Origin of the sequence: Streptomyces luteogriseus, from assembly GCF_014205055.1 — a bacterium.
GTDB classification, from domain to species: Bacteria; Actinomycetota; Actinomycetes; order Streptomycetales; family Streptomycetaceae; genus Streptomyces; species Streptomyces luteogriseus.
Genome location: NZ_JACHMS010000001.1, coordinates 1,649,203 through 1,674,042, shown reverse-complemented (window position 1 = coordinate 1,674,042; position 24,840 = coordinate 1,649,203). Strand labels below are relative to the sequence as shown.

21 protein-coding genes are annotated in these 24,840 nt (G+C 71.4%); 11 read left to right on the top strand and 10 right to left on the bottom strand.

What is annotated here, in order from left to right; all coding sequences use genetic code 11:
* Nucleotides 1-11: 11 nt before the first annotated feature.
* From BJ965_RS07580 to BJ965_RS07560, 5 genes are all read right to left on the bottom strand, one after another.
* Entirely contained in the window at nucleotides 12-896 is an 885-nt protein-coding gene (locus BJ965_RS07580) for a carbohydrate ABC transporter permease (RefSeq protein WP_184907966.1), read from the bottom strand.
* Entirely contained in the window at nucleotides 893-1,858 is a 966-nt protein-coding gene (locus BJ965_RS07575) for a carbohydrate ABC transporter permease (protein ID WP_030839162.1), read from the bottom strand. Before BJ965_RS07575 ends, BJ965_RS07580 begins: the two co-directional genes overlap by 4 nt.
* A 20-nt stretch (nucleotides 1,859-1,878) precedes the next feature.
* On the bottom strand, nucleotides 1,879-3,141 hold the full coding sequence (locus tag BJ965_RS07570) for an ABC transporter substrate-binding protein (protein ID WP_184907965.1): 1,263 nt from the start codon (nucleotides 3,139-3,141) through the stop codon (nucleotides 1,879-1,881).
* A 220-nt stretch (nucleotides 3,142-3,361) separates the two neighbouring features.
* Nucleotides 3,362-4,606, bottom strand: coding sequence for an ROK family transcriptional regulator (locus tag BJ965_RS07565; RefSeq protein ID WP_184907964.1), 1,245 nt, complete (start codon nucleotides 4,604-4,606; stop codon nucleotides 3,362-3,364).
* Between the two features lie 184 nt (nucleotides 4,607-4,790).
* Nucleotides 4,791-5,480, bottom strand: a complete 690-nt coding sequence (locus tag BJ965_RS07560; protein WP_246545859.1) for an ANTAR domain-containing protein — start codon at nucleotides 5,478-5,480, stop codon at nucleotides 4,791-4,793.
* Between the two features lie 228 nt (nucleotides 5,481-5,708).
* Between BJ965_RS07560 and BJ965_RS07555 the strand changes: the two genes are divergently transcribed.
* On the top strand, nucleotides 5,709-6,059 hold the full coding sequence (locus BJ965_RS07555) for a helix-turn-helix transcriptional regulator (protein WP_184907962.1): 351 nt from the start codon (nucleotides 5,709-5,711) through the stop codon (nucleotides 6,057-6,059).
* An 87-nt stretch (nucleotides 6,060-6,146) separates the two neighbouring features.
* Here BJ965_RS07555 and BJ965_RS07550 read toward each other — a convergent pair whose 3' ends face one another.
* Nucleotides 6,147-7,409, bottom strand: a complete 1,263-nt coding sequence (locus BJ965_RS07550) for a D-arabinono-1,4-lactone oxidase (RefSeq protein ID WP_184907961.1) — start codon at nucleotides 7,407-7,409, stop codon at nucleotides 6,147-6,149.
* A gap of 170 nt (nucleotides 7,410-7,579) precedes the next feature.
* Between BJ965_RS07550 and BJ965_RS07545 the strand changes: the two genes are divergently transcribed.
* From BJ965_RS07545 to BJ965_RS07535, 3 genes are all read left to right on the top strand, one after another.
* Entirely contained in the window at nucleotides 7,580-8,587 is a 1,008-nt protein-coding gene (locus BJ965_RS07545) for a hydroxyacid dehydrogenase (protein ID WP_184907960.1), read from the top strand.
* Nucleotides 8,588-8,710: 123 nt separating this feature from the next.
* Complete coding sequence (locus BJ965_RS07540; RefSeq protein WP_030839182.1) at nucleotides 8,711-10,030, top strand: radical SAM protein; 1,320 nt, start codon at nucleotides 8,711-8,713, stop codon at nucleotides 10,028-10,030.
* Nucleotides 10,031-10,265: 235 nt separating this feature from the next.
* Nucleotides 10,266-11,759, top strand: coding sequence for a cellulose-binding domain-containing protein (locus BJ965_RS07535; RefSeq protein ID WP_184907959.1), 1,494 nt, complete (start codon nucleotides 10,266-10,268; stop codon nucleotides 11,757-11,759).
* A gap of 12 nt (nucleotides 11,760-11,771) precedes the next feature.
* Here BJ965_RS07535 and BJ965_RS07530 read toward each other — a convergent pair whose 3' ends face one another.
* The gene (locus BJ965_RS07530; RefSeq protein ID WP_184907958.1) at nucleotides 11,772-12,173 is read right to left on the bottom strand and encodes a DUF4234 domain-containing protein; all 402 of its coding nucleotides are present in this window, start codon (nucleotides 12,171-12,173) and stop codon (nucleotides 11,772-11,774) included.
* A 341-nt stretch (nucleotides 12,174-12,514) separates the two neighbouring features.
* Here BJ965_RS07530 and rsgA point away from each other — a divergent pair, with 341 nt between their 5' ends.
* The 3 genes from rsgA to BJ965_RS07515 all read left to right on the top strand — a co-directional run bounded on the left by rsgA (nucleotide 12,515) and on the right by BJ965_RS07515 (nucleotide 15,826).
* Nucleotides 12,515-13,633, top strand: coding sequence for a ribosome small subunit-dependent GTPase A (gene rsgA / locus BJ965_RS07525; protein WP_184907957.1), 1,119 nt, complete (start codon nucleotides 12,515-12,517; stop codon nucleotides 13,631-13,633).
* Between the two features lie 286 nt (nucleotides 13,634-13,919).
* Nucleotides 13,920-15,335 carry a DNA-3-methyladenine glycosylase 2 family protein gene (locus BJ965_RS07520; RefSeq protein WP_184907956.1) on the top strand — a complete coding sequence of 472 codons (1,416 nt, stop codon included), beginning with the start codon at nucleotides 13,920-13,922 and terminating at the stop codon, nucleotides 15,333-15,335.
* On the top strand, nucleotides 15,332-15,826 hold the full coding sequence (locus BJ965_RS07515) for a methylated-DNA--[protein]-cysteine S-methyltransferase (protein ID WP_184907955.1): 495 nt from the start codon (nucleotides 15,332-15,334) through the stop codon (nucleotides 15,824-15,826). Before BJ965_RS07520 ends, BJ965_RS07515 begins: the two co-directional genes overlap by 4 nt.
* A gap of 47 nt (nucleotides 15,827-15,873) precedes the next feature.
* Here the strand turns inward: BJ965_RS07515 and BJ965_RS07510 are convergent, their stop codons facing one another.
* Complete coding sequence (locus BJ965_RS07510; RefSeq protein ID WP_184907954.1) at nucleotides 15,874-16,356, bottom strand: DUF456 domain-containing protein; 483 nt, start codon at nucleotides 16,354-16,356, stop codon at nucleotides 15,874-15,876.
* Between the two features lie 211 nt (nucleotides 16,357-16,567).
* Between BJ965_RS07510 and BJ965_RS39190 the strand changes: the two genes are divergently transcribed.
* A complete protein-coding gene (locus BJ965_RS39190) occupies nucleotides 16,568-18,691 on the top strand; it encodes a protein phosphatase 2C domain-containing protein (protein WP_246545858.1) in 2,124 nt (707 codons plus the stop codon).
* A gap of 66 nt (nucleotides 18,692-18,757) precedes the next feature.
* Nucleotides 18,758-20,500, top strand: coding sequence for a pyruvate dehydrogenase (locus BJ965_RS07495; RefSeq protein ID WP_184907952.1), 1,743 nt, complete (start codon nucleotides 18,758-18,760; stop codon nucleotides 20,498-20,500).
* Here the strand turns inward: BJ965_RS07495 and BJ965_RS07490 are convergent.
* Nucleotides 20,497-21,849: a helix-turn-helix domain-containing protein gene (locus BJ965_RS07490; RefSeq protein ID WP_184907951.1), complete on the bottom strand. Its 1,353-nt coding sequence runs from the start codon at nucleotides 21,847-21,849 to the stop codon at nucleotides 20,497-20,499. The genes BJ965_RS07495 and BJ965_RS07490 overlap by 4 nt on opposite strands.
* A gap of 231 nt (nucleotides 21,850-22,080) precedes the next feature.
* Here BJ965_RS07490 and BJ965_RS07485 point away from each other — a divergent pair, with 231 nt between their 5' ends.
* Both BJ965_RS07485 and BJ965_RS07480 read left to right on the top strand, forming a co-directional pair.
* The gene (locus tag BJ965_RS07485) at nucleotides 22,081-22,701 is read left to right on the top strand and encodes a hypothetical protein (RefSeq protein ID WP_184907950.1); all 621 of its coding nucleotides are present in this window, start codon (nucleotides 22,081-22,083) and stop codon (nucleotides 22,699-22,701) included.
* 425 nt (nucleotides 22,702-23,126) lie between these two features.
* Nucleotides 23,127-23,609 (top strand): ATP-binding protein, encoded by a 483-nt coding sequence (locus tag BJ965_RS07480; RefSeq protein WP_221513065.1) that lies wholly within the window; start codon nucleotides 23,127-23,129, stop codon nucleotides 23,607-23,609.
* A 57-nt stretch (nucleotides 23,610-23,666) separates the two neighbouring features.
* On the opposite strand, the gene BJ965_RS07475 is transcribed toward BJ965_RS07480, so the two are convergent.
* Nucleotides 23,667-24,710: a DUF2637 domain-containing protein gene (locus BJ965_RS07475; RefSeq protein ID WP_184907949.1), complete on the bottom strand. Its 1,044-nt coding sequence runs from the start codon at nucleotides 24,708-24,710 to the stop codon at nucleotides 23,667-23,669.
* Nucleotides 24,711-24,840: the final 130 nt, after the last annotated feature.

Below are 24,840 nucleotides of genomic sequence, written 5' to 3'. Positions count from 1 at the left end.
GGTCTCCTAGCTCAGCCCTTGATGCCGGTCTGTGCGATCCCCTGCACCAGCCAGCGCTGGAGGAAGAGGAAGACGAAGATCAGGGGCAGGATCGAGATGGCCGTGGCCATGAAGATCAGGTGGTAGTTGACGGTCTGGTTCGTCATATACGACGACAGCGCCACCTGGACTGTCCAGGCACTCGGATCCTGTCCGATGACCAGGGGCCACAGGAAGGCGTTCCAGCCGTTGATGAAGGTGATCGTGGCGATGGCCGCGAAGAAGTTCAGCGAGTTGGGTACGACGATCCGCCAGTACGCGCCCCAGTAGCCGAGCCCGTCCACCCGCGCCGCCTCCTCGAGCTCCTTCGGGAACCCCAGGAAGTACTGCCGGAAGAGGAAGCACGTGAAACCACTGAAGAGGCCCGGGATGATCAGACCCCGGTAACTGTCGACCCAGCCGAGGGACGAGACCAGCACGAAGCTCGGCACGAAGGTGACGGCCGTGGGAACCATCAGGGTCACCAGGACGGCGTAGAACACCTTGTTGGCGTGCTTGTACGGGATCCGGGCCAGTCCGTACCCGGCCATCGAGCAGATCAGCAGGATTCCCGCCGTGTGGAGGACGGCGACGACCACGGAGTTCCACAGGGACTGCGCGAAGTCGACGGTGACGTCGTCGAACGGCTCGGTGATGTTGCCCCACTGGATGGACGTGGGGAACCACTTCCAGGTCTCGCCCGTGATCTCCGGGTCCGTCATCAGCGCGTTGCGGACGATCAGATAGAAGGGGATCAGGAAGAGCAGGGCGGCGATACCGGTCGCGATGTACAGACCGGTGCTGCCCATGACGCCGCCGCCGCGCTTGGCCTTGGCCGGCTTCGCCGCCTTGCCGATGTCGGGTGCCGTGGTGGTCACTTGGACTCCTCACCCCTTCCGAAGCCCATGATCTTGCCCTGGAGCAGTGTGACGACGCAGATGAGCAGGGTCAGCACGACCGCGCCCGCGCTGCCCGCGCCGTAGTTCTGGTTCTGGCCGAGGGCCATCTTGTAGAGCTCGACCAGCGGCGGCTGGCCCCAGGTGGCCTTGCCGAGCAGGTTGAAGAACTCGTCGAAGGCCTGGTAGGCAGCGACCAGCAGCAGCAGGATCACCGCGGTGGACGTGGCCCGCAGCTGCGGCAGCGTGATGTGCCGGAAGGTCTGCCAGCCCGGCTTGGCACCGTCGATCGAGGCGGCCTCGTACAGCTCCCGCGGGATGTTCTGGAGCGCCGCGATGAACAGGATCATGTAGAAGCCCGACTGCAGCCAGAGGCGGACGGTCACGATGACCAGCCAGTACCAGGGCGGGTCCGGGTTGGCCAGCCAGGCGATGTTGTCGACGCCGAACCAGCCGAGGACGGTGTTGGCCAGACCGAAGCGGACGCCGTTGAAGATGGACATCTTCCAGATCAGCGCGGCGGCGACGTAGCTGACCGCGGTCGGCAGGAAGAACACCGACCGGAAGAACGCCCGCATGAACCGCAGCCGGTTGACCAGCAGCGCCAGACCCAGCGAGAGGGCCCAGGTGGCGGGCACGATGAACGCGGCGAACACGGTGAACGTGACCAGCGAGTTCCGGAAGTTCGTGTCCGTCAGGATCTGCTTGTAGTTGTCGAAGCCGACGAACTCGCTCGGCGTGACGGTGAAGCGCGCCTCGAAGAAGCTGAGCCAGATGCTCCAGCCGATCGGCACGAAGACGAAGATCACCAGGCCGATCAGGAACGGCCCGGTGAAGAGCCAGAAGTTGAAGGTGCTGCTCGCCCTCAGGCCCCGCCGCGGCCGAGGCTGGGAGACCTTGGCCGGGGCGGGCTGGGCGACCCCGCGCGTGGTGGTGGTCGACATGTCGAGATCCGTCCGGTGGTCTATCCGAAGAGCTTCTTGAGTTCGGCGTTGACCTTCTTCTCACAGGCGTCGAGCTGGGCCTTCGGGTCACCGTCCTTGCGGATGGTGTTGGCGATCACGTCCCAGAAGGCGGCGATCATGGCCTGGGTCCAGCCGATGTTGTCGAAGTGGCCGAACTCGTTGAAGAGCTTGACGCCCTCGGCAGGCAGGCCGGACTTCAGCTTGCTCGCGGACTGGGCGAGCGAGGTGCGCGGCGGGATGTGGAAGCCGTAGGAGGTGGCGAAGTCCTCCTGGTGCTTCTTCTGGTCGATCCACAGCCACTTCACGTATTCCTTGGCCGCCTCGACGTTCTTGCTCTTGGCGTTGACGAACATCGACCAGCCGCCGTTGTAGACGGACTGCTTGCCGGCCGAACCGACCTTCGGGAAGGGGAAGATGCCGATGTCGTCGCCGAGCGCCTTCTGCATGGCCGGCATGGCCCACATGCCGCACCACTGGATCGCCGTCAGGCCCTGGATGAAGGCCGAGGGATCCCACGAGTCGGCGGGGGCGTCGAGAAGCAGGTTGCCGCTGGTGAACAGGCCACGCAGCTGCTTGAGACCCTCGGCGACGGCGTCGGTGTTGAAGGCGGGCTTGTTGTCCGCGGTGAGCGTGTCGGCGCCGGCCGACCAGATCAGCGGGCGGTCGATCGAGGTCAGGTCGTTGCCGAGGAAGATGCCCTTGACCTTGCTGGTGGTCAGCTTGTCGGCGGCCTCGATCAGCTCTTCCAGCGTGGTCGGCACCTCGACTCCGGCCTTCTTGAACAGCGAGGGCCGGTAGAAGAGGAACTGCGGGTCGTCGATCATCCGGACGCCGTATATCTTGCCGTCGACCGTGTGCGACTTGATGTCGGCCTGGTTGAAGTCGTCCTTGACCGGCTCGATGATGTCGGTCAGGTCCGCCACCTGGCCGCTCTTGACGAGCTGGATCTGCGGGTGGAACTCGAAGACGTCCGGCGCGTTCTTGGTGAGCAGCGCGGCGAAGAGCTTCTGCTCGTAGTTGTTGCCGGTGATCCACTGCGTGGTGACGTTGGCGTCCTTGTAGTCCTTCGCGTACCGCTTCACGGCCTGCTCGACACCGGCCTCGCCGTATGCGTGGAAGTACTGGACCAGGCCGTCGCCCGACCCGCCGCCGCTCCGGCCGGTGTTGCTGCCGCACGCGGCGAGTCCGCCGGCGGCGGCCAGGCCCATCGCGGCCCGCAGTACGTTTCGGCGGTCCCAGTTCATGTTGCTCGATGCCGACATGCTGACGTCCTTGTCTCGAGTGCGGCTGCGGCTCTGCGGCTCACTGCCTGATGGCTCACGGCCCGGAGGCTCGCGCCAGATGGCTCAAAGAGAGGTGCGGTGCGGGACGCTAGAGCTTCGGCTAAGGCTTCGGCAAGGGGTTGGACGAAGTCTGTGCGAAGCGTTGTGTCCGGTTCGCGATTTCGAACGCGTGGAGGGTGCGGAGGAGTTGGTTCCGCCGCTACGAAGGTGTGGTGGTACGGCTCCTCACGGGGGCGGCGCGTTTGCCGTTCTTCTGCCCGACGGTCTGGAGGGCGCCTTCGAGCGCGAACGTGGCCGCGCCCAGGCACACCGGGTCGGTGGGGATCGGGGAGAGGACGACTTCGGTGGCGGCCAGCGGCCGTGGCAGCGCGTGCCGGGTCACGGCCTCGCGCACCTCGTGCAGCAGCGGCTCGCCCAGGGTGCGGGCGACCCAGCTGCTCAGCACGACGATCTCGGGGTTGAACAGGTTGACCAGGTCCGCGACGCCGGCGCCCAGGTAGCGGGCGGTCTCGTGGACGACCCGGCGTGCCACGGGGTCGTCCGCCGCGACCCCGCGGGCCAGGGCGTCGATGGTCGCCGTCTGGTCCTCGGCATGCAGCAGCGGGCTGTCGGGGCTGAGTTCGCGCAGGTTCAGCATGATGCCGCGCGCGCCGACGTACGCCTCCACACAGCCGTGGTCGCCGCACCGGCACAGGCGTCCGTCCAGCACCATCGTGGTGTGGCCCCACTCGCCGGCGCTGTTGCTGACCCCGCGGTGCAGTCCGCCGCCCAGGACGAGACCGGCGCCCACGCCGGTGCCGAGGTTCACCACCACGGCGTTCCCGTGCCCGCGCGCGGCACCGAACCACAGCTCGGCGACCGCGCTGGCGCGCAGCGGGTTGTCCAGGTAAAGGGGGTAGGCGATGTGCTCGGTGAGCAGCTCGAGGAGCGGTACGTCGTGCCAGTCCCAGTTGGGCGCGTACTCCGAGGTGCCGGTCGCGCGGTCCACCTGCCCCGGCACGCTCACGCCGACCCCGAGCACCCGGGCGCCCTCGATGCCGGCCTGGGTGACCACCGAGCCGACGGCGGTGGCCACATGGGCCACCACCTGCTCGGGCAGGCTCTCGCTGGGCCGGACGTCCTCCTCGGCGCGGGCCAGCACGTTCAGCCCGAGGTCGAACAGCTCGACGTGGACGTACGTCTCGGCGATGTCGACGCCGATCAGTGCGCCGCCCGAGCTGTTGACGGCGACCAGGCCCCGGGGGCGGCCACCCGCCGAGTCCTCGAAGCCGACCTCGGTGATCATGCGGAGGTCGAGCAGCTCGCCGACGAGGGTGGCGACCGTGGCGAGGCTGAGGCCGGTGGCGGCCGCCAGCTCCTGCCGGGACGTGGGTGACTCCGCGATGATCTGGCGCAGCACCTCGTAGCGGTTCGCGGTGCGGATGTCACGTGATGTGCGCTTCACCGGGGTGCCCCATTCCTTCCCAGACCGGCCGGGCCGGGTCGACGTCAGCACCGGCGCGGCGCCAGGCTATGGTCTGCCGGGACTTTCGACAAGGGGTTTGGAAAGGGGCTTTATAAAGTGCCCGCCTGCTGAGGGTGGGTACTGGCCGGTGGTGGCCTGCCCATGATGCCTCAGTACGGGTGTGTCAGCCCCCGGTGGTGCGGTCCCCGTCCTCGGCGGACAGGCCCGCGGGGCGCGCCGCCGCCTCGCCCGAGCGGTTCGCGCCGGCGACCGCGGCGGCCAGCTGTTGCTGCACCTGTTCCGGCAGCGTCCTGCCGCCCGCGGTGCCCACCACATCCTGGGCCAGGTGGTGCAGCTTGGTGTTGGTGTTCTGGGAGGTCCTGACCAGGACGCTCCAGGCCTCCTCGGGGCTCAGGCCGAAGGAGGCCATCAGGATGCCGCGGGCCAGGTCGATGGTGGGCCGGGTCTGCATGGCGCGGCGCAGCTGGGTGACTTCGGCGCGGAGGCCCCGGCCGTCCTCCTCCGGCGGGTCCTGGGCCGGCGCGGCCGGGGGTGCGGCGCCTTCCGGCCTGCCGGAGTCCGCGAACAGCTCCCGCATGCCGGTCAGGTCGAGCACGCGCTCGACCGCGATGCCGCAGGACCGTACGGTGACCGTCTTGCCCTCGTCGACCGCGCGGGTACGCAGATCCAGCAGCGCGTTGAGACCGGAGCAGTCGCAGAACCCGACCGCGTCCAGGCGCAGGTCGATGCCGGTGCCGGACAGGGTGAGCATGTCGTACAGCTCGGGGAGCAACCGTCGGCTGCCCAGGTCGAGTTCGCCCCACACCGTCACGGTCATGCGGTCACCGTCCGGGACGACGTCCATGGTCGCCATGCAGGGCGGGATCGCCGCCGGCGCACGGTCGACCGGTGTGGGTGCGGCCTTCTCCGGTGTGTGAGACCACGCAGCGTACGCAGGCTCCGGCATGGCCCGGTTCTCCCTCGTTCTGTTCGCCTTGCCTCCGCTTCCAGCGTTGCCCCTCTACCCCACACCCGTCAATCGATACACGAAATGAAGTACATGTATTTGAGTGCGTGAATGTTCTGTCGTTAGAGTTGCGGCATGGATGGAGTGCCCGAGCCACACACCGGATGGACCTTCTTCACCAACCATGCCCGCGTGCTGGCCGCCATTGCCGACAACCACAGTGCTCGTATCCGGGACATCGCGGCCCACTGCCGGCTCACCGAGCGGGCCGTACAGAAGATCATCGCCGACCTGGAGCAGGACGGATACCTCTCCCACACTCGGGAGGGAAGGACCAACACGTACCGCATCGATCCCGGCAAGGTGCTGCGCCACCCGGCCGAGGCGGGTCTGACCGTGGCCTCCCTGATGTCCCTGCTCGTCAAGGACGAGGCCGACCGCGCCACTACCTCCGTGACCGGGAGGGGCCCGCGCACGGCGACCTGACCCGACGGGCCGCAGCACGCAGGCGCCCCCCGCCTTCGGTGCGGGCAGCCCCCGCCGGTGCAGGCAGCCCCCGCTCCCTGTGTGCGCCTACGCTTCCGTCCGGTCCAGCACGCCTCGCACGAAGGTGTTGGCGAACTTCCCCCGCGGGTCCAGCTCCTGCGTCAGCGCCCGGAAGTCGCCGAGCCTCGGATACAGCCCGCCCAGGGCGGAGGCGGGCAGGGTGAAGACCTTGCCCCAGTGCGGACGGGCCCCGAAGGGCGCCAGTGCCTGCTCGACCCGGCGTACCACCGGCAGTACCGCCTGCGTGTCCTCGACCCACGTGAAGTGCGCCGCGACGGTGTCCCGGCCGTGGGAGGGGCTGAGCCACTGGTCGTCACCGGCGACCGTACGCACCTCGCACGTCTGCAGGACCGGGGCGACGGTCTCCCGGATCGCGTCGAGAGCGTGCAGCATCTCCACCGCGTGCCCGCGCGGCAGCAGGTACTCCGACTGGAGTTCCGCCCCGCTGCTCGGGACGAACTCGGCCCGGAAGTGCGGAAGTCGCTGGTGCCACGGCCCCGGCACGCCGAACTGCTCGGTGCAGTTGACCGCGGGCATGCCCGGCACCGGGTGCATCTTCTCCGTGGCCGGAGCGGCCCAGGGGAAGGCGGGCAGCGGCTGGTCGGTGCGCCGCTTGAGCCACACCTGCCGGAAGCCCGGCTCCCGCCAGTCGGTGAACAGACTGACGCTGTACCCCGTGGCCATCACCGTCTCGAACGCCCCGGAGTCCAGGCCCTCCAGCGGCAGTTCGGTGAACACGTGCTGCTCGACCTCGTAGGCCGGCTCCAGGTCCAGGGTGAGCGCGGTGACGACCCCCAGCGCGCCGAGTGACGTGACGGCCCCGCCGAACCGCTCCTCGCCCCGGCCGATGGTCAGCGCCGAGCCGTCGGCCGTGACCAGCTCCACCTCGCGCACGGACACCGAGAGCGGCCCGTTGAGCACCCCGGAGCCGTGGGTACCGGTCGCGACCGAACCGGCCACCGAGATGTGCGGCAGGGACGCCATGTTGTGCAGCGCGAGCCCCTGCCCGTGCACCCGCCGGGCCAGTTCCGCGTAGCGCACGCCGCCGCCGACCCGGACCGTGCGGGCTGCCGTGTCGACGTCCACCTCCGGGGGCAGACCGGACAGCGACAGCAGGACGCCCTCGGGGCCCGGTTCGGCGATCTCGTTGAACGAGTGCCCGCTGCCCAGCACCCGCACCCGGTCGCCGTCCGCGACGAGCGCCCGCAGCACGGCGAGCGACCCGGGCCGGTGCAGTTCCTTGGCCGCGTAGGTGATGTTGCCCGCCCAGTTGGTCACGGTCCCGTTCATGGCGTCGTCCTTCCCCGAGGCAGCGGGGACCGGGAAGTCCCCGGGCCGGAACCTACCCCGGCCCGGTGTCCATTGCCGCTGCCGCCCGGCTGGGCCTACCGTGGAGAGGTTGTAGAGAGCGGTTTCTACGTTCTGCTCTCCGTGTACCGCCGAGCCGGAAGGTCCCCTCCTTGAGCCAGCGCCCCCAGGCACTGTTCGCCATGGCCGCCGAGAACGTGCCGCAGGTCTTCCCGCCCGAGGTGCTGGCACGGCTGCGCACGTCCGTGGAGATCGATCCGGACCTCGTGGCGCAGGACTTCACCGACCCGCGCGTCCTCGATGTGCTGGCCCGGACCGAGATCCTGGTGACCGGCTGGGGCTGCCCCCGGCTCGACGAGACGGTCCTCGCCGCGGCTCCCCGGCTGCGGGCGGTGCTGCACTCGGCCGGATCCGTGAAGTCCTTCGCCGGCCCCGGTGTCCGGGAGCGCGGCATCACCGTCTCCTCGGCGGCCGTCGCCAACGCGCTGCCGGTCGCCGAGTACACCCTCGCCATGATCCTGCTCGCCGGAAAGGACGTCCTCGCCGCCCGCGACCGGATGCGCACGGCCCGCGCCTCCGCCGGCTGGGGCGTGATCCCCGGCATCGGCAACTACGGCCGCCGGGTCGGCGTCATCGGCGCCTCCCGCATCGGCCGCCGCGTCCTCGAACTGCTGCGCCCCTTCGATCTGCGGCCGGTCCTCACCGACCCGTACGTCGACGAACGGCAGGCCGCGGCGCTCGGCGTCCCCCTGCTGCCCCTGGACGAACTGCTGCGCACGTCCGGCATCGTCACCGTCCACGCCCCCGAGACCCCCGAGACGCACCACATGATCGGCCGCCGCGAGCTGGCCCTGATGCCCGACGGCGCGGTGCTGATCAACACCGCGCGCGGCGCGCTCGTCGACCACGACGCCCTGGTGGAGGAACTGCGTGCCGGGCGCCTCACCGCCATCCTCGACGTCACCGACCCGGAGCCGCTCCCCGCCGACTCCCCCCTCTACGACCTCCCCGGCGCGTTCGTCACGCCGCACCTCGCGGGCTCGCAGGGCAACGAGCTGGCGCGGCTCGGCCTGACCGTCGCCGAGGAGGCGGAGCGGCTGCTGGCCGGGGCGGAGCCGGCGTACGCCGTCGACTGGGCGGCGCTGGCGCGCGAAGCCTGACATCACCCTGGCAAAACATCACGAACGGGGCATTCTCCAGACTCGGGGGGACCCGGTACCCGCCCCGCACACCCATGGGCATACCGTGAGGAGTCGTACGTCCGAACCGGGAGGAGACACGGGATGGGCAGCCGTACCGCGCTGGTCGAGGATCTGATGGAGCGGTTCCCGCACGTGCCGCGGGAAGCCGTCTTCAAGGAGGACCTGCTCCGCGGCGGCGTCGCCTTCGACCCGTCCGCGCTCAGCGACAACGAGGGCGGCGAGGTCAAGCCGAAGTCGTACTTCATCTTCTCCTTCGACCACGGCACCCTGCCCGAGCTGGGCGAGGCGGCGCTGCGCCGGCCGCCCGAGGAGATCATCCTCACCGGCGGCCCCTACGACCTGCGCCGCACCGTCGTCTCGGTCCGGGTGAACCCGTCCTCGCCGTACCGCGTCGCCGCGAACGACGACGGCGTGCTCGGCCTCTACCTCGACGGCAAGCGGATCTCAGACGTCGGTGTGCCACCGATGCCCGAGTACTACCGGCACACCCTCGCCAACGGGAAGTCGGTCATGGAGGTCGCCCCGACCATCCAGTGGGGTTACCTGATCTACCTGACCGCGTTCCGCGTGTGCCAGTACTTCGGTGCCAAGGAGGAGTGCCAGTACTGCGACATCAACCACAACTGGCGCCAGCACAAGGCGGCGGGCCGCCCGTACACGGGTGTGAAGGACGTCGACGAGGTCCTCGAGGCGCTCGAGATCATCAACAGGTACGACACCGCGAAGGTGTCCACCGCGTACACGCTCACCGGTGGAGCGATCACGTCGAAGGTCCAGGGCCTGGACGAGGCGGACTTCTACGGGCGGTACGCCAAGGCCATCGAGGAGCACTTCCCGGGCCGCTGGATCGGCAAGGTCGTCGCCCAGGCCCTCCCGCGCGACGACGTCCAGCGGTTCAAGGACTACGGCGTGCAGATCTACCACCCCAACTACGAGGTGTGGGACGAGTACCTGTTCAAGATGTACTGCCCGGGCAAGGAGCGGTACGTCGGCCGGGACGTGTGGCACAAGCGGATCCTGGACTCGGCGGAGGTGTTCGGGGCGCGCAACGTGATCCCCAACTTCGTCGCGGGCGTCGAGATGGCGGAGCCGTTCGGCTTCAAGACGGTCGACGAGGCGATCGACTCCACCACCGAGGGCCTGCGCTTCTTCATGTCGCACGGCATCACGCCCCGCTTCACCACCTGGTGCCCGGAGCCCACGACGCCGCTCGGCAAGGCCAACCCGCAGGGCGCGCCGCTGGAGTACCACATCCGTCTGCTCCAGGCCTACCGGCAGACCATGGAGGACTTCGGTCTCTCCTCGCCCCCCGGCTACGGCCCGCCCGGCGCCGGCAACGCGGTCTTCTCGGTGAGCTCCTTCATGGACAGCCTCCCGGCCGACGAACCCACCGCCGTCTGATAACAGTTCGATGACGTCGTGCCTTTTCACGGCACGGCATTGAGTCGCCGGGCGGCCGCACCCGTATGACACCTTGAGCGTGGAGTCATGGGGTGCGGCCGTCCTGTCGTGATATCTGAACAGGGCGCTTGTCAGTTGTGTGGGAGGCGTGAAAAGCTCTCCCCCTGCCGCGAGGTTCCCCCCAACTCCAATGCCGATGTGGTGAGTTGACCTCGCTTGTGGATGCAGGAGACTCATGCCCGACCTGCCGACCCCTCAGGACGCCACCGAGGCCGCGCTGTTCTCCGAGTGCTGGGACGCGGTCCTCGCGTACGCGGACCTGTGCACCTCCGGTTCCACGGCCGCCGCACAGCTCGGCCGCGAGGCGTTCGCACACGGCATACGCGAGGCCCGCGCCGCCGAGACCGGCGCGGTCCGCGGCACCGCCCGCCGCCCGGCCCGGCTGCCCCGCATACCTCTGCTGCTGACCTCCGTACGCACCACGGCAGCGGCCTGGGAGGAGGAGGGGCAGGGCCACAAACTCGACCCCGACCTGCGCCTGTGGCTCAACTCGGACAAAGCCGCCCGATACTCCGGCCCGCCCCTGCAGCGCCCGCTCGCGCTGCGCGGCCTGCGCGATCTGCAGCAGGCGGACGCGGAACTGCTGTGGTTCACCGAGGTGGAGGCGCTGCCGCTGTCCGTGGTCGCCCGCCGCCTGGGCCTCGACCCGGACGGCGCCGCCGAGGAACTCCAGCAGGTGCGCACCCTGTTCCGGGACCGCTGCCACCGCAACCACCTCGACACGCCGATGGACGCTCGGTGCCGCAGCTACGCCCGGCTGCTGGACGCCGTCACCCGCTCCTCCGCGGCCGAGACCCCCGGCGACCTCTCACGGCACCTCGCCACCTGCGTGCAGTGCGCCGAGGCCGCCGCCTGCCTGCGCCTGCACGGCGGCGCCCTGCCCGGGGCGCTGGCCGGCGGAGTGATCGGCTGGGGCGGCCTCGCCTATCTGGAGCGCCGCCGCCGCGCCGCAGAGGTGCGGCTCGCTGCGGGACGCCCCGGCTCGGCGGACAAGGCGGCCGGTGAACCGGAGGACGGCGAGCAGAAGGCACGCGTCGCCCGCAACGGCCTCCTCGTCGCGGCGGTCCTGGTCTCCGTGCTGGCTCTCGGCGTCTCCCTGATGCCCTTCGGCGGCGGAGGCGACGACCTCGGCGCATCCGGTGGCGCCGACCGCCAGCCGGTGGCCGACCCCGCTCCGCCCCTGCCGTCCGCCCCGTCCCTGCCGCCCGCCACCTCCAAGCCGGCCGACCGGACCACCCAGGGCACGAAGCAGCCGGAGAAGTCCGGCAAGCCGGAGGGCAGGAACCGCCACACCGAACCGCAGGGCACCTCCTCGTCCACCGAGCGCACCGAACCCGACGAGAGCGGGGACCCCGTCTGCCGGGTCGAGTACGACCTGGTCAACCAGTGGCCCGACGGCTTCCAGGCCACCGTCACCGTCACCAGCGCCGAGGCCCTCGACTCCTGGCGCGTCGCCTGGTCCTTCCGGGACGGCCAGAAGGTCGGCCAGATGTGGGACGCCTCCGTCTCCCAGGACGGCTCCCGCGTCACCGCCACCGCCGCCGACTACAACAAGTCGGTCCCCGCGGGCGGCGACCTGGCCTTCGGCTTCCTCGCCTCCTGGCACGGCAAGAACTCCCCGCCGTACGACTTCGAGGTGAACGGCCACGCCTGCGCGAAGGGCAGTTGACGAACCCTCTCGTCAGGCCGCGAGCGGCACCTGCTCGCCCTCTTCAGCGTTCTGGTACCGAGCCCAGATCTGGTTCAGCTCGTGCTGGTAGTAGAGCGGGAACAGCACGGCCACGATGTAGAGGATGAAGCCGATCCAGGGATTGCAGCTCCGTTCCATCCCGGCCGACTGCTGCATGCGCGCAATGCGCAGACCGGTGTTGTAGACCGAAACGAAGGGCGGAACGATCACCAGCCAGCCGACCGTGACGGCCAGCACCGCCAGCGCCGGATTGACCTCGATGCGTGAATCGAATTCCCGGGCCTCGCGATTCACTTTGTAGTACCAGACCAGGTGGTAGATGCCCAGCGTGATCAGCGGCCAGATCAGCCACACCAGAAAGATATTGCGGGTCTTGCCTGCGCGACCTGACATGCTGCACCTCCCGTGATTCCAGTGCACCACGTCCGGCCATCACGTGCGCGTCGTGCACGGGGGGCTTTGGGGAGCCGTCCCGGACGGCCCCGTGAGGGTGGGTTTAATTCCGTGGCGCCCGAGGGGCGCACGCCTCTAAGGTGGGGGCGAATCGCGCGGCGGCCTGTTGCTGCCGCCGTCGGCTGTGTGACGAGCAGGAGGTGTGATCGATGGCTGTCTCTGAGATGGGCGCTGCCCGCATCCGGAAGTTCATCAAGTCCACCTCCGTGGCCTCCGGCTGACCTCTTTCTCTCAGCGCCTTCGAGCGCAGTGCCGGGGCCACCCTTGTGAAGGGTCACCCCTTGTCTTTCTCTTCTCTCCCGGGTTCGTCCTCCTCTGCCTCGCATCCGCTCGAGCCCTACGGCTGGGACGCGGGCTGGGAGACCGAGTTCGCCCCGTACGAGGCCGAAGGCCTGCTCATCGGCCGGGTCGTGCGGGTCGACCGCGGGCAGTGTGACGTCGTCACCGCCGACGGGCCGCTGCGGGCCGACACCGCGTTCGTCACCCCGCACGACCCCCTGCGGGTCGTGTGCACCGGCGACTGGGTCGCCGTCGAACCCGGCGGGAACCCGCGCTACGTCCGCACCTGCCTGCCGCGCCGCACCGCCTTCGTCCGCTCCACCTCCTCGCAGCGGTCCGAGGGGCAGATCCTCGCGGCCAACGTCGACCACGCCGTGATCGCCGTGTCCCTCGCGGTCGAGCTCGACCTCGGCCGCATCGAGCGGTTCCTCGCGCTCGCCTGGGAATCCGGGGCCCAGCCCGTCGTCGTCCTCACCAAGGCCGACCTCGTGCCGGACGCCGTGACCCGCGCGCACCTCGTCCAGGACGTGGAGACGAGCGCGCCCGGCGTGCCGGTCGTGCCCGTCAGCTCCGTCGACGGGGACGGGCTCGACGTGGTCGCCGCGCTCGTCGGCGGGGGGACGTCCGTGCTGCTCGGGCAGTCCGGCGCGGGCAAGTCGACCCTCGCCAACGCGCTGCTCGGCGAGGACGTCATGACCGTCCAGGCCACCCGTGACGTCGACGGCAAGGGCCGCCACACCACGACCACGCGCAATCTCCTCGTCCTGCCCGGCGGAGGCGTCCTGATCGACACCCCCGGACTGCGCGGCGTCGGACTCTGGGACGCCGGGACCGGTGTCGGGCAGGTGTTCTCCGAGATCGAGGAACTGGCCGAGCGGTGCCGCTTCCACGACTGCGCCCACGAGGCGGAGCCGGGGTGCGCCGTACTGGCCGCGATCGACAGCGGTGAGCTGCCGGTGCGGCGGCTGGAGAGCTACCGCAAGCTGCTGCGGGAGAACCAGCGCATCGTCGCCAAGACCGACGCCCGTCTCCGGGCCGAGATCCGCAAGGACTGGAAGCGGAAGGGAGCGATCGGCAAGGCCGCGTTGGAGGCGAAGCGGGGGGCGCACTGGCGCGCGTAGCCTGACCTGCGGCGCGGGGCGGGCCCGCCCCGCGCCGCAGGTCAGGGCCCGCTCCCGCGCCCTGTCAGGGGCGCGGGGAACCGCGCGAGCGACCACGACGGACCCGCAGCCGGCCGATCACAGAACCCGGCAGACGAGAAGCCTGGGTCATTCGGCCTACGGCGGGCAGACCCTCGTCGGTTCGCGTCGGGGCCTCGGCCCCCGGTCGCCGCCGCCGCGCACCCCCCCCGATCGCGGTGTCCGATTTCCGCCAGCGACCGTCCGGGCGACGGCGGAGACTGGACCTGTGAGAGACCAGGGAACGGACGAGGACACCAGGTACGAGGCCGTGCGCAGTCGTGACGCCCGTTTCGACGGGGTGTTCTTCTTCGCCGTCGAGACGACCGGCATCTACTGTCGGCCGAGCTGCCCCGCGGTCACCCCCAAGCGGGCCAACGTACGGTTCTTCGCCACGGCCGCCGCCGCGCAGGGCTCGGGCTTCCGGGCCTGCCGTCGGTGCCGCCCGGACGCCGTGCCCGGCTCCGCCGAGTGGAACGCCCGCGCGGACGTGGTGGGCCGGGCCGTGCGGCTGATCGCCGACGGCGTCGTCGACCGGGAAGGCGTCGCCGGGCTCGCCGGACGTCTCGGCTACAGCGCACGGCAGGTGCAGCGGCAGCTCACCGCCGAACTCGGCGCCGGCCCGGTCGCCCTCGCCCGGGCCCAGCGGGCCCACACCGCACGCGTCCTCGTCCAGACCACCGGACTTCCGATCACCGAGATCGCCTTCGCGTCGGGCTTCGCCAGCGTGCGGCAGTTCAACGACACGATCCGGGCGGTGTACGCGTCGACCCCGAGCGAGCTGCGCGCCGCCGCGCCGAAGCACGGCCGGAACCGCCGTACGGCCACCCCGAACGCCGGCATCCCGCTCCGGCTCGCCCACCGCGGCCCCTACCTCGCCGGACCCGTCTTCGACCTGCTCGAACACGAGGCCGTACCCGGCATCGAGGAGGTGAGCGGCCCGCCCGGCGCCCGCACCTACCGGCGCACCCTCCGCCTCCCGTACGGCACCGGCATCGTCGCCGTCGACGAACGCCCCGGCGCCCCCCGGACCGGACTCGGCGCCCACCCGGGCGGCTGGCTCGACGCCCGGCTGCACCTCACCGACCCGCGTGACCTGACCACCGCCGTCCAGCGGCTGCGGCGGTTGTTCGACCTCGACGCCGATCCCTACGCCGTCGACGAGCGCCTCGCCGCAGACCCGCGCCTCGCCCCGCTGGTCGCCGCCCGGCCCGGCCTGCGCTCGCCGGGCACCGCCGACCCGGAGGAACTCGCGGTACGCGCCCTGACCGGCCGCACCGAGGCGGAACGGCTCGTACGCCGCTACGGCAAGGCCCTCGACGCCCCCTGCGGCAGCCTCACCCACCTCTTCCCCGAGCCGGCCGTGCTCGCCGGCGCCGAGCCCGGCGGCACCCTCGGCGCGCTCACCGCCGCCCTCGCCGACGGTGCCGTACGCCTGGACCCGGGCGCCGACCGGGACGACGCGCAGGACGCCCTGCGGTCCGTGCCCGGCCTGGACGCCCGTACGGTGGCCGACATCCGCACCCGCGCCCTCGGCGACCCGGACGTCGCCCCGCCCGGCCTCGACGTCCCCGACAGCTGGCGCCCATGGCGCTCGTACGCACTGAACCACCTGCGCGCAGCAGGGGAGTGGGAGTCCCGATGACCTGCCCGACCTACTGGACGAGTGTGCCCGGCCCCCTCGGGCCGCTGCTCCTGACCGCCGCCCCGACCGGCGAGCTGACCTCACTGTCGGTGCCCGGGCAGAAGGGCGGGCGCGAGGTGCGGGAGGACTGGCGACGCGACCCCGGGCCCTTCCGGGAGGCCGAGGAGCAGCTCGCCGCCTACTTCGCCGGGGAGCTGAAGGAGTTCCGCCTGACCTGGCGTACCGAAGGCACCGCCTTCCGCGAGAAGGTCTGGGAAGCGCTGGACGACATCCCCTACGGCTCGACCACGACCTACGGCGAGATCGCCGCGCGCATCGGGGCGCCCCGGGCTGCCGTGCGGGCCGTCGGCGGTGCGATCGGCGCGAATCCGCTGCTGGTGGTCCGCCCGTGCCACCGGGTGATCGGGGCGGACGGCGCACTGACCGGATACGCGGGGGGCCTGGACCGCAAGGTGCGGCTGCTGACGCACGAGGGCGTCCTTCCTGCCTGACTACTCGCCTGAGTTCTCCCCCGACTTCCCGCCTGAGGGGTGCGGGCTCAGCCCCAGACGACCGCGCCCACCCAGGCCGCCGCGATCAGCTGGCAGGTGAACAGTTCGGCCAGAATGCTGGAGCCGCCCGCGCGCATGACCGTGCGCAGGGCGGCGACCGCGTCGGCGTGACGGCCGAGGCGGAACCGTTCGAAGAGGTAGACACCGCCGAGGAACCCCGGGATCGCGCCGAGGACGGGGACCAGGACGAAGCCGAGGACGGACCCGACGCCGGCGCACGCCAGCATGCGGCGGCTGGTGCGGTTCATCCGCAGCCGCCGCGGCGGCAGAGCCCAGCGGACGGCCTGGGAGACCAGCAGCAGGACCGTGGCCCCGACCAGCACCCACCATGTGACGGGCCGCGGATCCTTCAGCGCCCACCACATGACCGCGGCCCACACCAGCAACGATCCCGGCATGGCGGGCAGCAGCACTCCGCACAGCCCGAGCAGGATGACCAGCCCGACCAGCAGGAGGTCCCACACTCCCATCTGACCAGACTGCCGGAACACGGGAGAACACGCAGGTCAGAAGCGTGGCTGAGCCCCAGACCCGCAGGTCAGCCGCCCGCGCCCCGCCGGACCGCGGATTTCGGATGACCGTTCTACGGCTCACCCGACGTGTCGATCACCTGCCCGCGGCCGGCCGGTTTTTTCCACAAGCCCCGTTTTCATCCGGCTCGTGCGGTGGACAATTACGGGCATGAGCCAGCAGGGGGGAAGGCCCACCGGTCACGAGGACGACTGGTGGAGGGAGTTGTACGAGGACTCCACCGACGACACGGGCCCCACACCGGCACGGGATTCGCTGGACGACCGGTTCGCGTCGGCGTCGGGGGCGGTGGGAGACGGGACGGAGGGGCGGACCGGCGGCTCTCCGGACCGGCCGGCGGCGCGGTCCCTCGGCGCGGATCCGGTGGTTCCGGGGCCCCGGACGGGTGCCGACGACGTGCCGGCCCCGACCCGCCCGAACGGCCGGGCGCCGCAACGCGCCCCTTGGGAGCCGCCACCGCCCCGGCCCACCGGGCCCATGAGCTTCCCGACCGCGCCGGAACCGCCGGGTCGCCCCGAGCGGACCCCCGACCGCGCCCCGACGGACGAACCGCCACGCGACGCGACGGCCTCGACCGGGCCTCGTCCCCCCTCGGACGGGCAGCCGGGCAGCGTGTCCTCGGAGACGGCCGGTCCGCCTTCGGACGAGTGGCCGGGCGGCGCATCCTCGGCTGCGACCGGCTCCCGTTCGTCCTCGGGTGAGCGGTCAGGCGGCGCCACCACGCCCGCGGCCGCCCCCCGTCCGCCCTCGGAGAGCCTGGGGCCGCCTGCACCCCCGGCGTTCCCCGCCTCGCGGACGCCCTCGGTGCCGCCGCCTCCCACGGCCCCTCCGGCCTGGCCGAAAGCGGAGGCGTCGTCGGCCACCGAGGCGGGCCCACCCGCCGGCCCCGCTTCTCAGGCCCCTGCCGCCGGCTCCGGTGGCTCCGCGTCCGATCCGCCCGAGCCCGGCGGGTCCACGTCGGCGTCGGCTCCGCCCGAGCCGGGGGGAGCCACGTCCCCCGATGCCGAGCCTCAAGACGCCGCATACCCGACCCCGACTCCGACGCCGGCCGCGTGGCCGCCCGTGCCGCGGCGCCCCGCCGCTTCACCGCCCGTGACGCCCCACCCCGTCACCTCGCCACACGTGACGTCCAGCCCCGACGGTCAGCCGCCCCTGCCGCCGCTCCCCACCGAGCCGCCGTCCGCGGATCCGCGTGCCGCGGTGCCTCGGCCGGTGCCGACGCGCCCCGTCGATCCTCCGCCCTCACCCCCCACGAACCCGCCGCCCGACCAGGACGGCCCCCGGATCGAGCGTCCCACCCCGGCTCCCCGGCCCCGAGGCCACGTGGGCACCCGGCCGCCCACGTACGACGCCGAACCCACCGCTCTCCCGGCCGCCGACCCGGACGACCTCGACGATCTCGTGGCGGACACCGTGCTGGACGGGGCACGGTACGGGGCCTGTACGCTGCGGGCCGTTTCCGTGCGGGGCGACTCCGCGCGCTATCGGGGCGAGCCCCGCAGGGACTCGCTGCTCACCGCCCGGTTCGGGACGGGTGAGCACGCGCTGCTGCTGGTGGCGATGGCGACCGGGGCCCGGGCCGCACCGGGTGCGCACCGGGCCGCCGCCGAGGCCTGTCACTGGATCGGGCGGGCCGTCGGACGCAGCCACGCACGTCTGGCCGAGGACATAAGGGACGGCCGGCGCGGCGACCTGAAGTCCGGGCTGCACCGGCTCACCGACCGCAGCCTCGGCAAGCTCCGGGCCAGCGCCCACGAGCAGGGCGTCGACCCCGAGGAGTACGCGGCCGGCCTGCGCTGCCTGCTGCTGTCCGCCGACCCCGGGTGCCGCACGCGCGTGTTCTTCGGGGTCGGACCGGGCGGACTGTTCCGGTTGCGCGAGGGGGAGTGGCAGGACATCGAGCCGCAGGTCACCGACATCAAGGGCGAACCGGTTCTGGGCTACGGCTCGCCGCCCTCCGAGACCCCCGGGGGCGACCGGCTCACCATGGACCTGGGCATCCCGACCCCGCCCAGCCCGTACGAACCGGCCCCGGAACCGCCCCGGGAGCCCTTCCGCTTCCGGACCTCCGTCGCCCGCCCGGGTGACACGCTCCTGATGTGCAGCGGCGGCCTCGCCGAGCCCCTGCGCGGGGAGCCCGAGCTGGGCGAGTACCTGGCCGAGCGGTGGTCCCGTCCCGAACCGCCCGGCCTCGCCGAGTTCCTCGCCGACTCCCAGGTGCGGGTCAAGGGTTATGCGGACGACCGTACGGCCGCGGCGGTTTGGGAGGCGTGAGCGCGAGCGGTGTGACTTGATGGAACCCGGAGGGATCCCAGGAGACCGAAGGGGCAGACGAGAACCATGGCCAAACAGAACGTCGCTGAACAGTTCGTCGACATCCTGACCCGTGCCGGAGTCAAGCGTCTCTACGGCGTCGTCGGTGACAGTCTCAACCCGGTCGTCGACGCCGTCCGCCGAAACTCCGCCATCGACTGGATCCACGTCCGGCACGAGGAGACCGCCGCCTTCGCCGCCAGTGCCGAGGCACAGATCACCGGCGGGCTCGCCGCCTGCGCCGGCTCCTGCGGCCCGGGCAACCTCCACCTCATCAACGGCCTCTACGACGCCCACCGCTCCATGGCCCCGGTCCTCGCCCTCGCCTCGCACATCCCGTCCAGCGAGATCGGCCTCGGCTTCTTCCAGGAGACCCACCCCGACCGGCTGTTCGCCGAGTGCAGCCACTACAGCGAGATGATCTCCAGCCCGGAGCAGATGCCGCGGCTGCTGCAGACCGCCATCCAGAACGCGGTCGGACGCAGCGGTGTCAGCGTCGTCACCCTGCCCGGCGACATCGCCGACCGGCCCGCCCCGGAGAAGGCGGCCGAGACCGCCCTCGTCACCTCCCGCCCCACGGTCCGGCCCGGTGACGCCGAGATCGACCGGCTCGTCGAGATGATCGACAGCGCCGGCAAGGTCACCCTCTTCTGCGGCAGCGGCACGGCCGGCGCGCACGCCGAGGTCATGGAGTTCGCCGGGAAGATCAAGTCCCCGGTCGGGCACGCCCTGCGCGGCAAGGAATGGATCCAGTACGACAACCCCTTCGACGTGGGCATGAGCGGCCTGCTCGGCTACGGCGCCGCCTACGAGGCCACCCACGAGTGCGACCTGCTGATCCTGCTCGGCACCGACTTCCCTTACAACGCGTTCCTCCCCGACGACGTCCAGATCGCCCAGGTCGACGTCCGGCCCGAACACCTCGGCCGCCGCTCCAAGCTGGACCTCGCGGTGTGGGGCGACGTACGGGAGACGCTGCGCTGTCTGATCCCGCGGGTGAAGGAGAAGAAGAACCGCCGCTTCCTCGACCGCATGCTGAAGAAGCACGCCGACGCGCTGGAGGGGGTGGTGAAGGCGTACACCCGCAAGGTCGAGAAGCACACGCCGATCCACCCCGAGTACGTGGCGTCCGTGCTCGACGAAGTGGCCTCCGACGACGCCGTGTTCACCGTCGACACCGGTATGTGCAACGTCTGGGCCGCCCGCTACATCTCACCCAACGGCCGGCGCCGCGTCATCGGTTCCTTCTCCCACGGCTCGATGGCGAACGCGCTGCCCATGGCGATCGGCGCCCAGTTCACCGACCGCAAACGGCAGGTCGTGTCGATGTCCGGCGACGGCGGCTTCTCCATGCTGATGGGCGACTTCCTGACGCTCGTCCAGTACGACCTGCCCGTGAAGGTCGTGCTGTTCAACAACTCCTCCCTCGGCATGGTCGAGTTGGAGATGCTGGTCGCCGGCCTCCCGTCGTACGGCACCGCGAACAAGAACCCCGACTTCGCCGCCGTCGCCCGCGCCTGTGGTGCGTACGGGGTGCGCGTCGAGAAGCCCAAGGACCTCCCAGGGGCCCTGAAGGACGCCTTCAAGCACAAGGGGCCGGCCCTCGTCGACGTCGTCACCGACCCCAACGCGCTGTCCATCCCGCCGAAGATCAAGGCAGAGATGGTGACCGGCTTCGCCCTGTCCGCCTCGAAGATCGTGCTGGACGGCGGGGTCGGCCGGATGCTGCAGATGGCCCGCTCCAACCTGCGCAACGTGCCCCGGTTCTAGCTGTACGGCATCCACTCGCGGGCCGAGAGGTCGTACACGTAGCGGGACAGCCCCTTGATGGCGCTGGTCCGGAACGGGCGGCCGTCGTCGTCGATCCGGACCGTGCCCGTGCGGCCCTGCGAGGACCAGTCCAGCTCCAGGTACCAGCGGCAGTCGCACCCCTGGGTTCTGGCGTTGACCAGCAGCACCTCGGGGTCCCGCGCGGAGACGCGGTACGGCATGCGCACCGCCGGGATCGGCGTGCCCGTGTCGCTCCCGGCGACCGCGCGGGCGATGGGGCGGTCCTTGTCCAGGTTCACGTCGAAGGAACGAGGGGTGATCGAACCGCCGCAGCCCCGGCCCATGGCGTAGGCGTTGCCCTGCGCCGGGGCCGTCCGCCCCACCACGCGCACGCGCAGTGCCTCCAGTACGACAGCCGTGTCCGTTCGCCCCTGCACGGTCAGCTGTACGAGCGTCTCGCCGCCGTGCACCGCGTTCTGTGATGCGGCCCAGACCCCCGCGTCCTGCGGGACGGGCGGTGGTGGCACCTGCCCGGGCGGCTTGGCGACGACGTAGTCGTGACCGCAGCCGAGTTTCCAGGCCTGGGAATCGGCCGACCAGGTGAGGGGCGGGGCGGGCGCGGAGCCGCCGGTGGGCGGGGTGGTGCGGGGGGAGGGTGTCGGGGAGGGCTTCGGCTGCTCCGGGGTGACGGAGGGAGAGGACCGCCGGGGACTCGGGGAGCCACCGCTCGGAGTGGGGGAGGCGTCGCGCCGGTCCGGTGCCCTGGTCTCCGTCATGGCGGAGGGGGCCGGACCGGCCGAGCCCGCCCGGTCGCCGGCGGGTGCACGCCGCCCGTCCGGCAGCGCCGCGAGGCCCCCGAGTGCCGCGAGCACCACGCAGGCGGCGGTCAGCCCGACCGCGCCACGTCTGCGCCGGTACCAGGGGTGACGGGGGAGCGGTGGTTCTTCCGCAGGGCCCTCCGCCGAGTCGTCGGCCACGTCCGGTGCGTGCTCCGCTTCGTCCGCCGCGGCGGCGACCGCGCCCTCCTGCGCCGTACCGGCCGTGCTCGCCGTGTCGGCCGTGTCGGCCGTGTTCGCCGTCCGGGGCCGCTGCCGCGCGGCCACCGCCAGGAGCCAGCGACGGTGCAGCTCCAGACGTTCCTCCGGGGACGCCCCGCACAGGGCGGCGAAACGCTCCACGGGGGCGAAGTCGAGCGGGACCGCCTCGCCCGCGCAGTAGCGGTGCAGGGTCGAGGTGTTCATCGCCAGGCGCCGGGCCAACGAGCCGTAACTGCGGTCCGTGCGCTCCTTCAGCGTCCTCAGCAGCGCCGCGAACTCCGCGACGTCGTCGACGTCGTCCTGTGCCGACACCGTTCCCCCGTCCTCTCGGTCCGACCCGGCCCGGAACGGCATCCCAGGCACCCCATGTACCTGCACGTCAGACGGGCTGGGATGGTTCCACCGTGCCGGATCGGATGCGGGCTGTTGCTTCCGCCCGGTGTGACCGCTGATGCTTCTGGTGTCGCACCGAGCAGGTCCGGGCCGACCAGCCGGCCTCGCGGCGGCATCGACCATCCACGCATTCACCCACGGGGGACATCCATGCCCAAGCACATCCGAGCGAGCGCGCTCACCGCACTCACCGTCGCCGCCCTCGCGGCCGGCACGGTCCTCACGGCCCCGGCCGCCGGTGCCGCCCCGGCCGCCGCACCGAAGTTCCTGTCGGCGTCCCAGCTGCCGCCGCACCCGACATCGGCCTGGACGGCCGGCCCGGTCACCGAAGGGTTCCCGGAGGGACTCGGCACCTGTGTGAGCACGGAGGGCGTGCCCTCCTACGACTACCGGCACCGGGAGTTCCGGACCGACCTGGACACCAACGCCGTGCAGCTGACCGTCGTGGCGGACACAGCCGCCCTGGCCAAGGCCCTGGCGAAGCACTACGACGACCTGATCCGCACCTGCGCCGACCGCATCGAGAAGAACGACCCCGACGTCGAGGCCGAGGGCCGGGACTACGGCACTCTGCCGGTCGAGGAGGGCGCCCGCGTCCGCGGCCTGCACACCGAGACGTCCTGGGGTGCCACGGACATCTCGCTGATGTCCGTCGGACGGGACGGCAGGACCGTCACCGTCGTGGGATGGGGCCAGATGGGCGACTTCGACGACGCCCCCGTGGCCGCCTTCAAGAAGACCACGACCACCGCCGTCAACAAGCTGTACTGACCGCGCCCGACGGAAGACCGGGGCCGTCCTCCCGCCACGGGGGTGGGGAGGACGGCCCCGTACCGGTCCCGGCGGACGTCAAGACCGTCGTACTTCGGCCAACTTCAGCGGGGCGCCGCGCACGGGCGCCCGCCGCCTCAGCCCTTCACCGCGTACGCAGAGATCGGCAGCCGGCCATCGGCCCATCGTCCGATCTCCGGCGGTCAGGATCCACCCGGGGAGTCCGACCGGCTACCCTCTTGTCCCCTTCCCCCTCACCGCCGCAGCGCTCAGCGGTCCGCCGCACGGACCGCCCGTCCCGTGCCGGTGGCCGAACACCCGGTCGTTGACGATTCGACATGACTGCCGCGTTCCCGTTGGGGCATGGATCCCCGTGAACGTGTTCGAGCAGGAGGGGAACCGACATCGGCGCGCGGGCGGGGGTCATGGAGAGGCAGGCACGACGAGGCGGTCCCATAGCGATCGGGGGCTTCTCGACGAAGACGGTGGAGGACGGGGCCGACGATGTCACGGAGCAGGAATCGGTACCGCAGTTGAGGCGCAGACTCGGGCGGGCGGACCTGCGGGCCGTCCCGGAAGCCCGCAGGGCCCTGCGGGAACTGCTCGGGCAGTGGGGGAAGCACGGGCAGTCGGACGTGGCGGAACTGCTCACCAGCGAACTCGTCACCAACGCGATCGTCCACACCGACCACGACGCGGTCCTCACGGCCACCGTCGGGCCGCACGGACTGCGGGTGGAGGTACGGGACTTCGTGGCCCGCAGGCCCCGGCTGCGCGTACCGGTCGCCGACGACGGTACGAACGGCAGGGGCCTGCTCCTGGTGCAGTCCCTCGCGGACTCCTGGGGGGTCCGGCCGCACGGCGTGGGCAAGGCCGTCTGGTTCGAGCTGGAGGCGGAGGCGGTGTGAACGCCGAGGGGGCGCGGCCCGCAGGCCACGCCCCCTGGCTGCTTCGCCCCGGCTCGGCTAACCGAACTGCTGCTCAAGGTCCTTGAGCTTGCGCTCCAGGGAGTCCAGACGCGGCAGCGCCATGGTGTCGTCCTCCGCGGTGAGGTCGACGGTCACGGGGTCAGTTCCTTTGCGCGCCGGCTGAAGGGAGGGACGCGAGCGCACGGGCAGGGGCTCCGGCGCCGATATGGCAGGCTCCGCGGAGACCTGCGAGGAGCCGCGCTCCACCTGCACCTCCAGCTGCTGCCGTCCGCCACCCCGGCCGAAGTGGCCGCGGTGACCGCGGCTGATCGCCTTCAACTGGGCCCGCTCCACGCGCTGCTGGTCACGCCGCCGCTGCCGGGTCTCTTCCTTCTTGCGCCGGTCGTCGCGCACCTCGTCGACGGCCTCGTCCAGGCTGCGCACATTCTCGAGGAGCATCAGCGACCAGGCGCGGTAGGTCTCCCGGGGGGCCCGCAGCCAGCGCACCATACGGATCTGCGGCAGCGGGCGGGGCACCAGGCCCTGCTCCCGCAGCGCGGCCCGGCGGGTCTGCTTCAGCGCGCGGTCGAACAGGACCGCCGCCGACAGGGACATGCCGGCGAAGAAGTGGGGGGCACCCGCGTGACCGATGCCCCGGGGTGCGTGCACCCAGTTGAACCAGGCCGCGGCGAAGGCGAACGTCCAGACCAGTATCCGGGAGCCGAGCGCCGCGTCACCGTGGCTGGCCTCGCGCACCGCGAGGACGGAGCAGAACATCGCCGCGCCGTCCAGGCCGAACGGGACGAGGTACTGCCAGCCGCCGGAGAGCCCGAGGTTCTGCTCGCCGAAGCCGACCAGGCCGTGGAAGGAGAGCAGGGCGGCGACGGCCGCACAGCAGAAGAGGAGGAGGTAAGAGAGGGTGCCGTAGAGGGCTTCCTTGCGTCTGCGGCGTTCCTCGCTGCGCTCCCAGGAGTCGTCCGCGCTCGTGTCCTTGACCGAGGAGCGCTTGCCGCGCGCGAGCACCGCCACCGCCGCCAGCATGCCCAGGAGAAGCACGGCGCCCGGAAGCAGCCAGTTCAGCGATATGTCGGTCAGTCTCATCTGGGTGGTCCCTTGCATTGGGATAGGGCGTAACGCCCGCCATAGTGGCCCAATCCCATCGGCCCTCAGGGGGTTTCGGGGCAAGAGGCCGCCAAGGAAGTGCAAGGGAATGCCCGGGGCGGCGTTCTGC

Bases quoted from the DNA above. Each gene is read 5' to 3' on its own strand.
- BJ965_RS07540 (WP_030839182.1), top strand. From the start codon at position 8,711: ATGGGCAGCCGTACCGCGCTGGTCGAGGATCTGATGGAGCGGTTCCCG.
- BJ965_RS07515 (WP_184907955.1), top strand. From the start codon at position 15,332: ATGACCTGCCCGACCTACTGGACGAGTGTGCCCGGCCCCCTCGGGCCG.
- BJ965_RS07555 (WP_184907962.1), top strand. From the start codon at position 5,709: ATGGATGGAGTGCCCGAGCCACACACCGGATGGACCTTCTTCACCAAC.
- BJ965_RS07570 (WP_184907965.1), bottom strand. From the start codon at position 3,141: ATGTCGGCATCGAGCAACATGAACTGGGACCGCCGAAACGTACTGCGG.
- BJ965_RS07550 (WP_184907961.1), bottom strand. From the start codon at position 7,409: ATGAACGGGACCGTGACCAACTGGGCGGGCAACATCACCTACGCGGCC.
- BJ965_RS07480 (WP_221513065.1), top strand. From the start codon at position 23,127: ATGGAGAGGCAGGCACGACGAGGCGGTCCCATAGCGATCGGGGGCTTC.
- BJ965_RS39190 (WP_246545858.1), top strand. From the start codon at position 16,568: ATGAGCCAGCAGGGGGGAAGGCCCACCGGTCACGAGGACGACTGGTGG.
- BJ965_RS07535 (WP_184907959.1), top strand. From the start codon at position 10,266: ATGCCCGACCTGCCGACCCCTCAGGACGCCACCGAGGCCGCGCTGTTC.
- BJ965_RS07495 (WP_184907952.1), top strand. From the start codon at position 18,758: ATGGCCAAACAGAACGTCGCTGAACAGTTCGTCGACATCCTGACCCGT.
- BJ965_RS07575 (WP_030839162.1), bottom strand. From the start codon at position 1,858: ATGTCGACCACCACCACGCGCGGGGTCGCCCAGCCCGCCCCGGCCAAG.
- BJ965_RS07510 (WP_184907954.1), bottom strand. From the start codon at position 16,356: ATGGGAGTGTGGGACCTCCTGCTGGTCGGGCTGGTCATCCTGCTCGGG.
- BJ965_RS07530 (WP_184907958.1), bottom strand. From the start codon at position 12,173: ATGTCAGGTCGCGCAGGCAAGACCCGCAATATCTTTCTGGTGTGGCTG.
- BJ965_RS07475 (WP_184907949.1), bottom strand. From the start codon at position 24,710: ATGAGACTGACCGACATATCGCTGAACTGGCTGCTTCCGGGCGCCGTG.
- BJ965_RS07485 (WP_184907950.1), top strand. From the start codon at position 22,081: ATGCCCAAGCACATCCGAGCGAGCGCGCTCACCGCACTCACCGTCGCC.
- BJ965_RS07560 (WP_246545859.1), bottom strand. From the start codon at position 5,480: ATGGCGACCATGGACGTCGTCCCGGACGGTGACCGCATGACCGTGACG.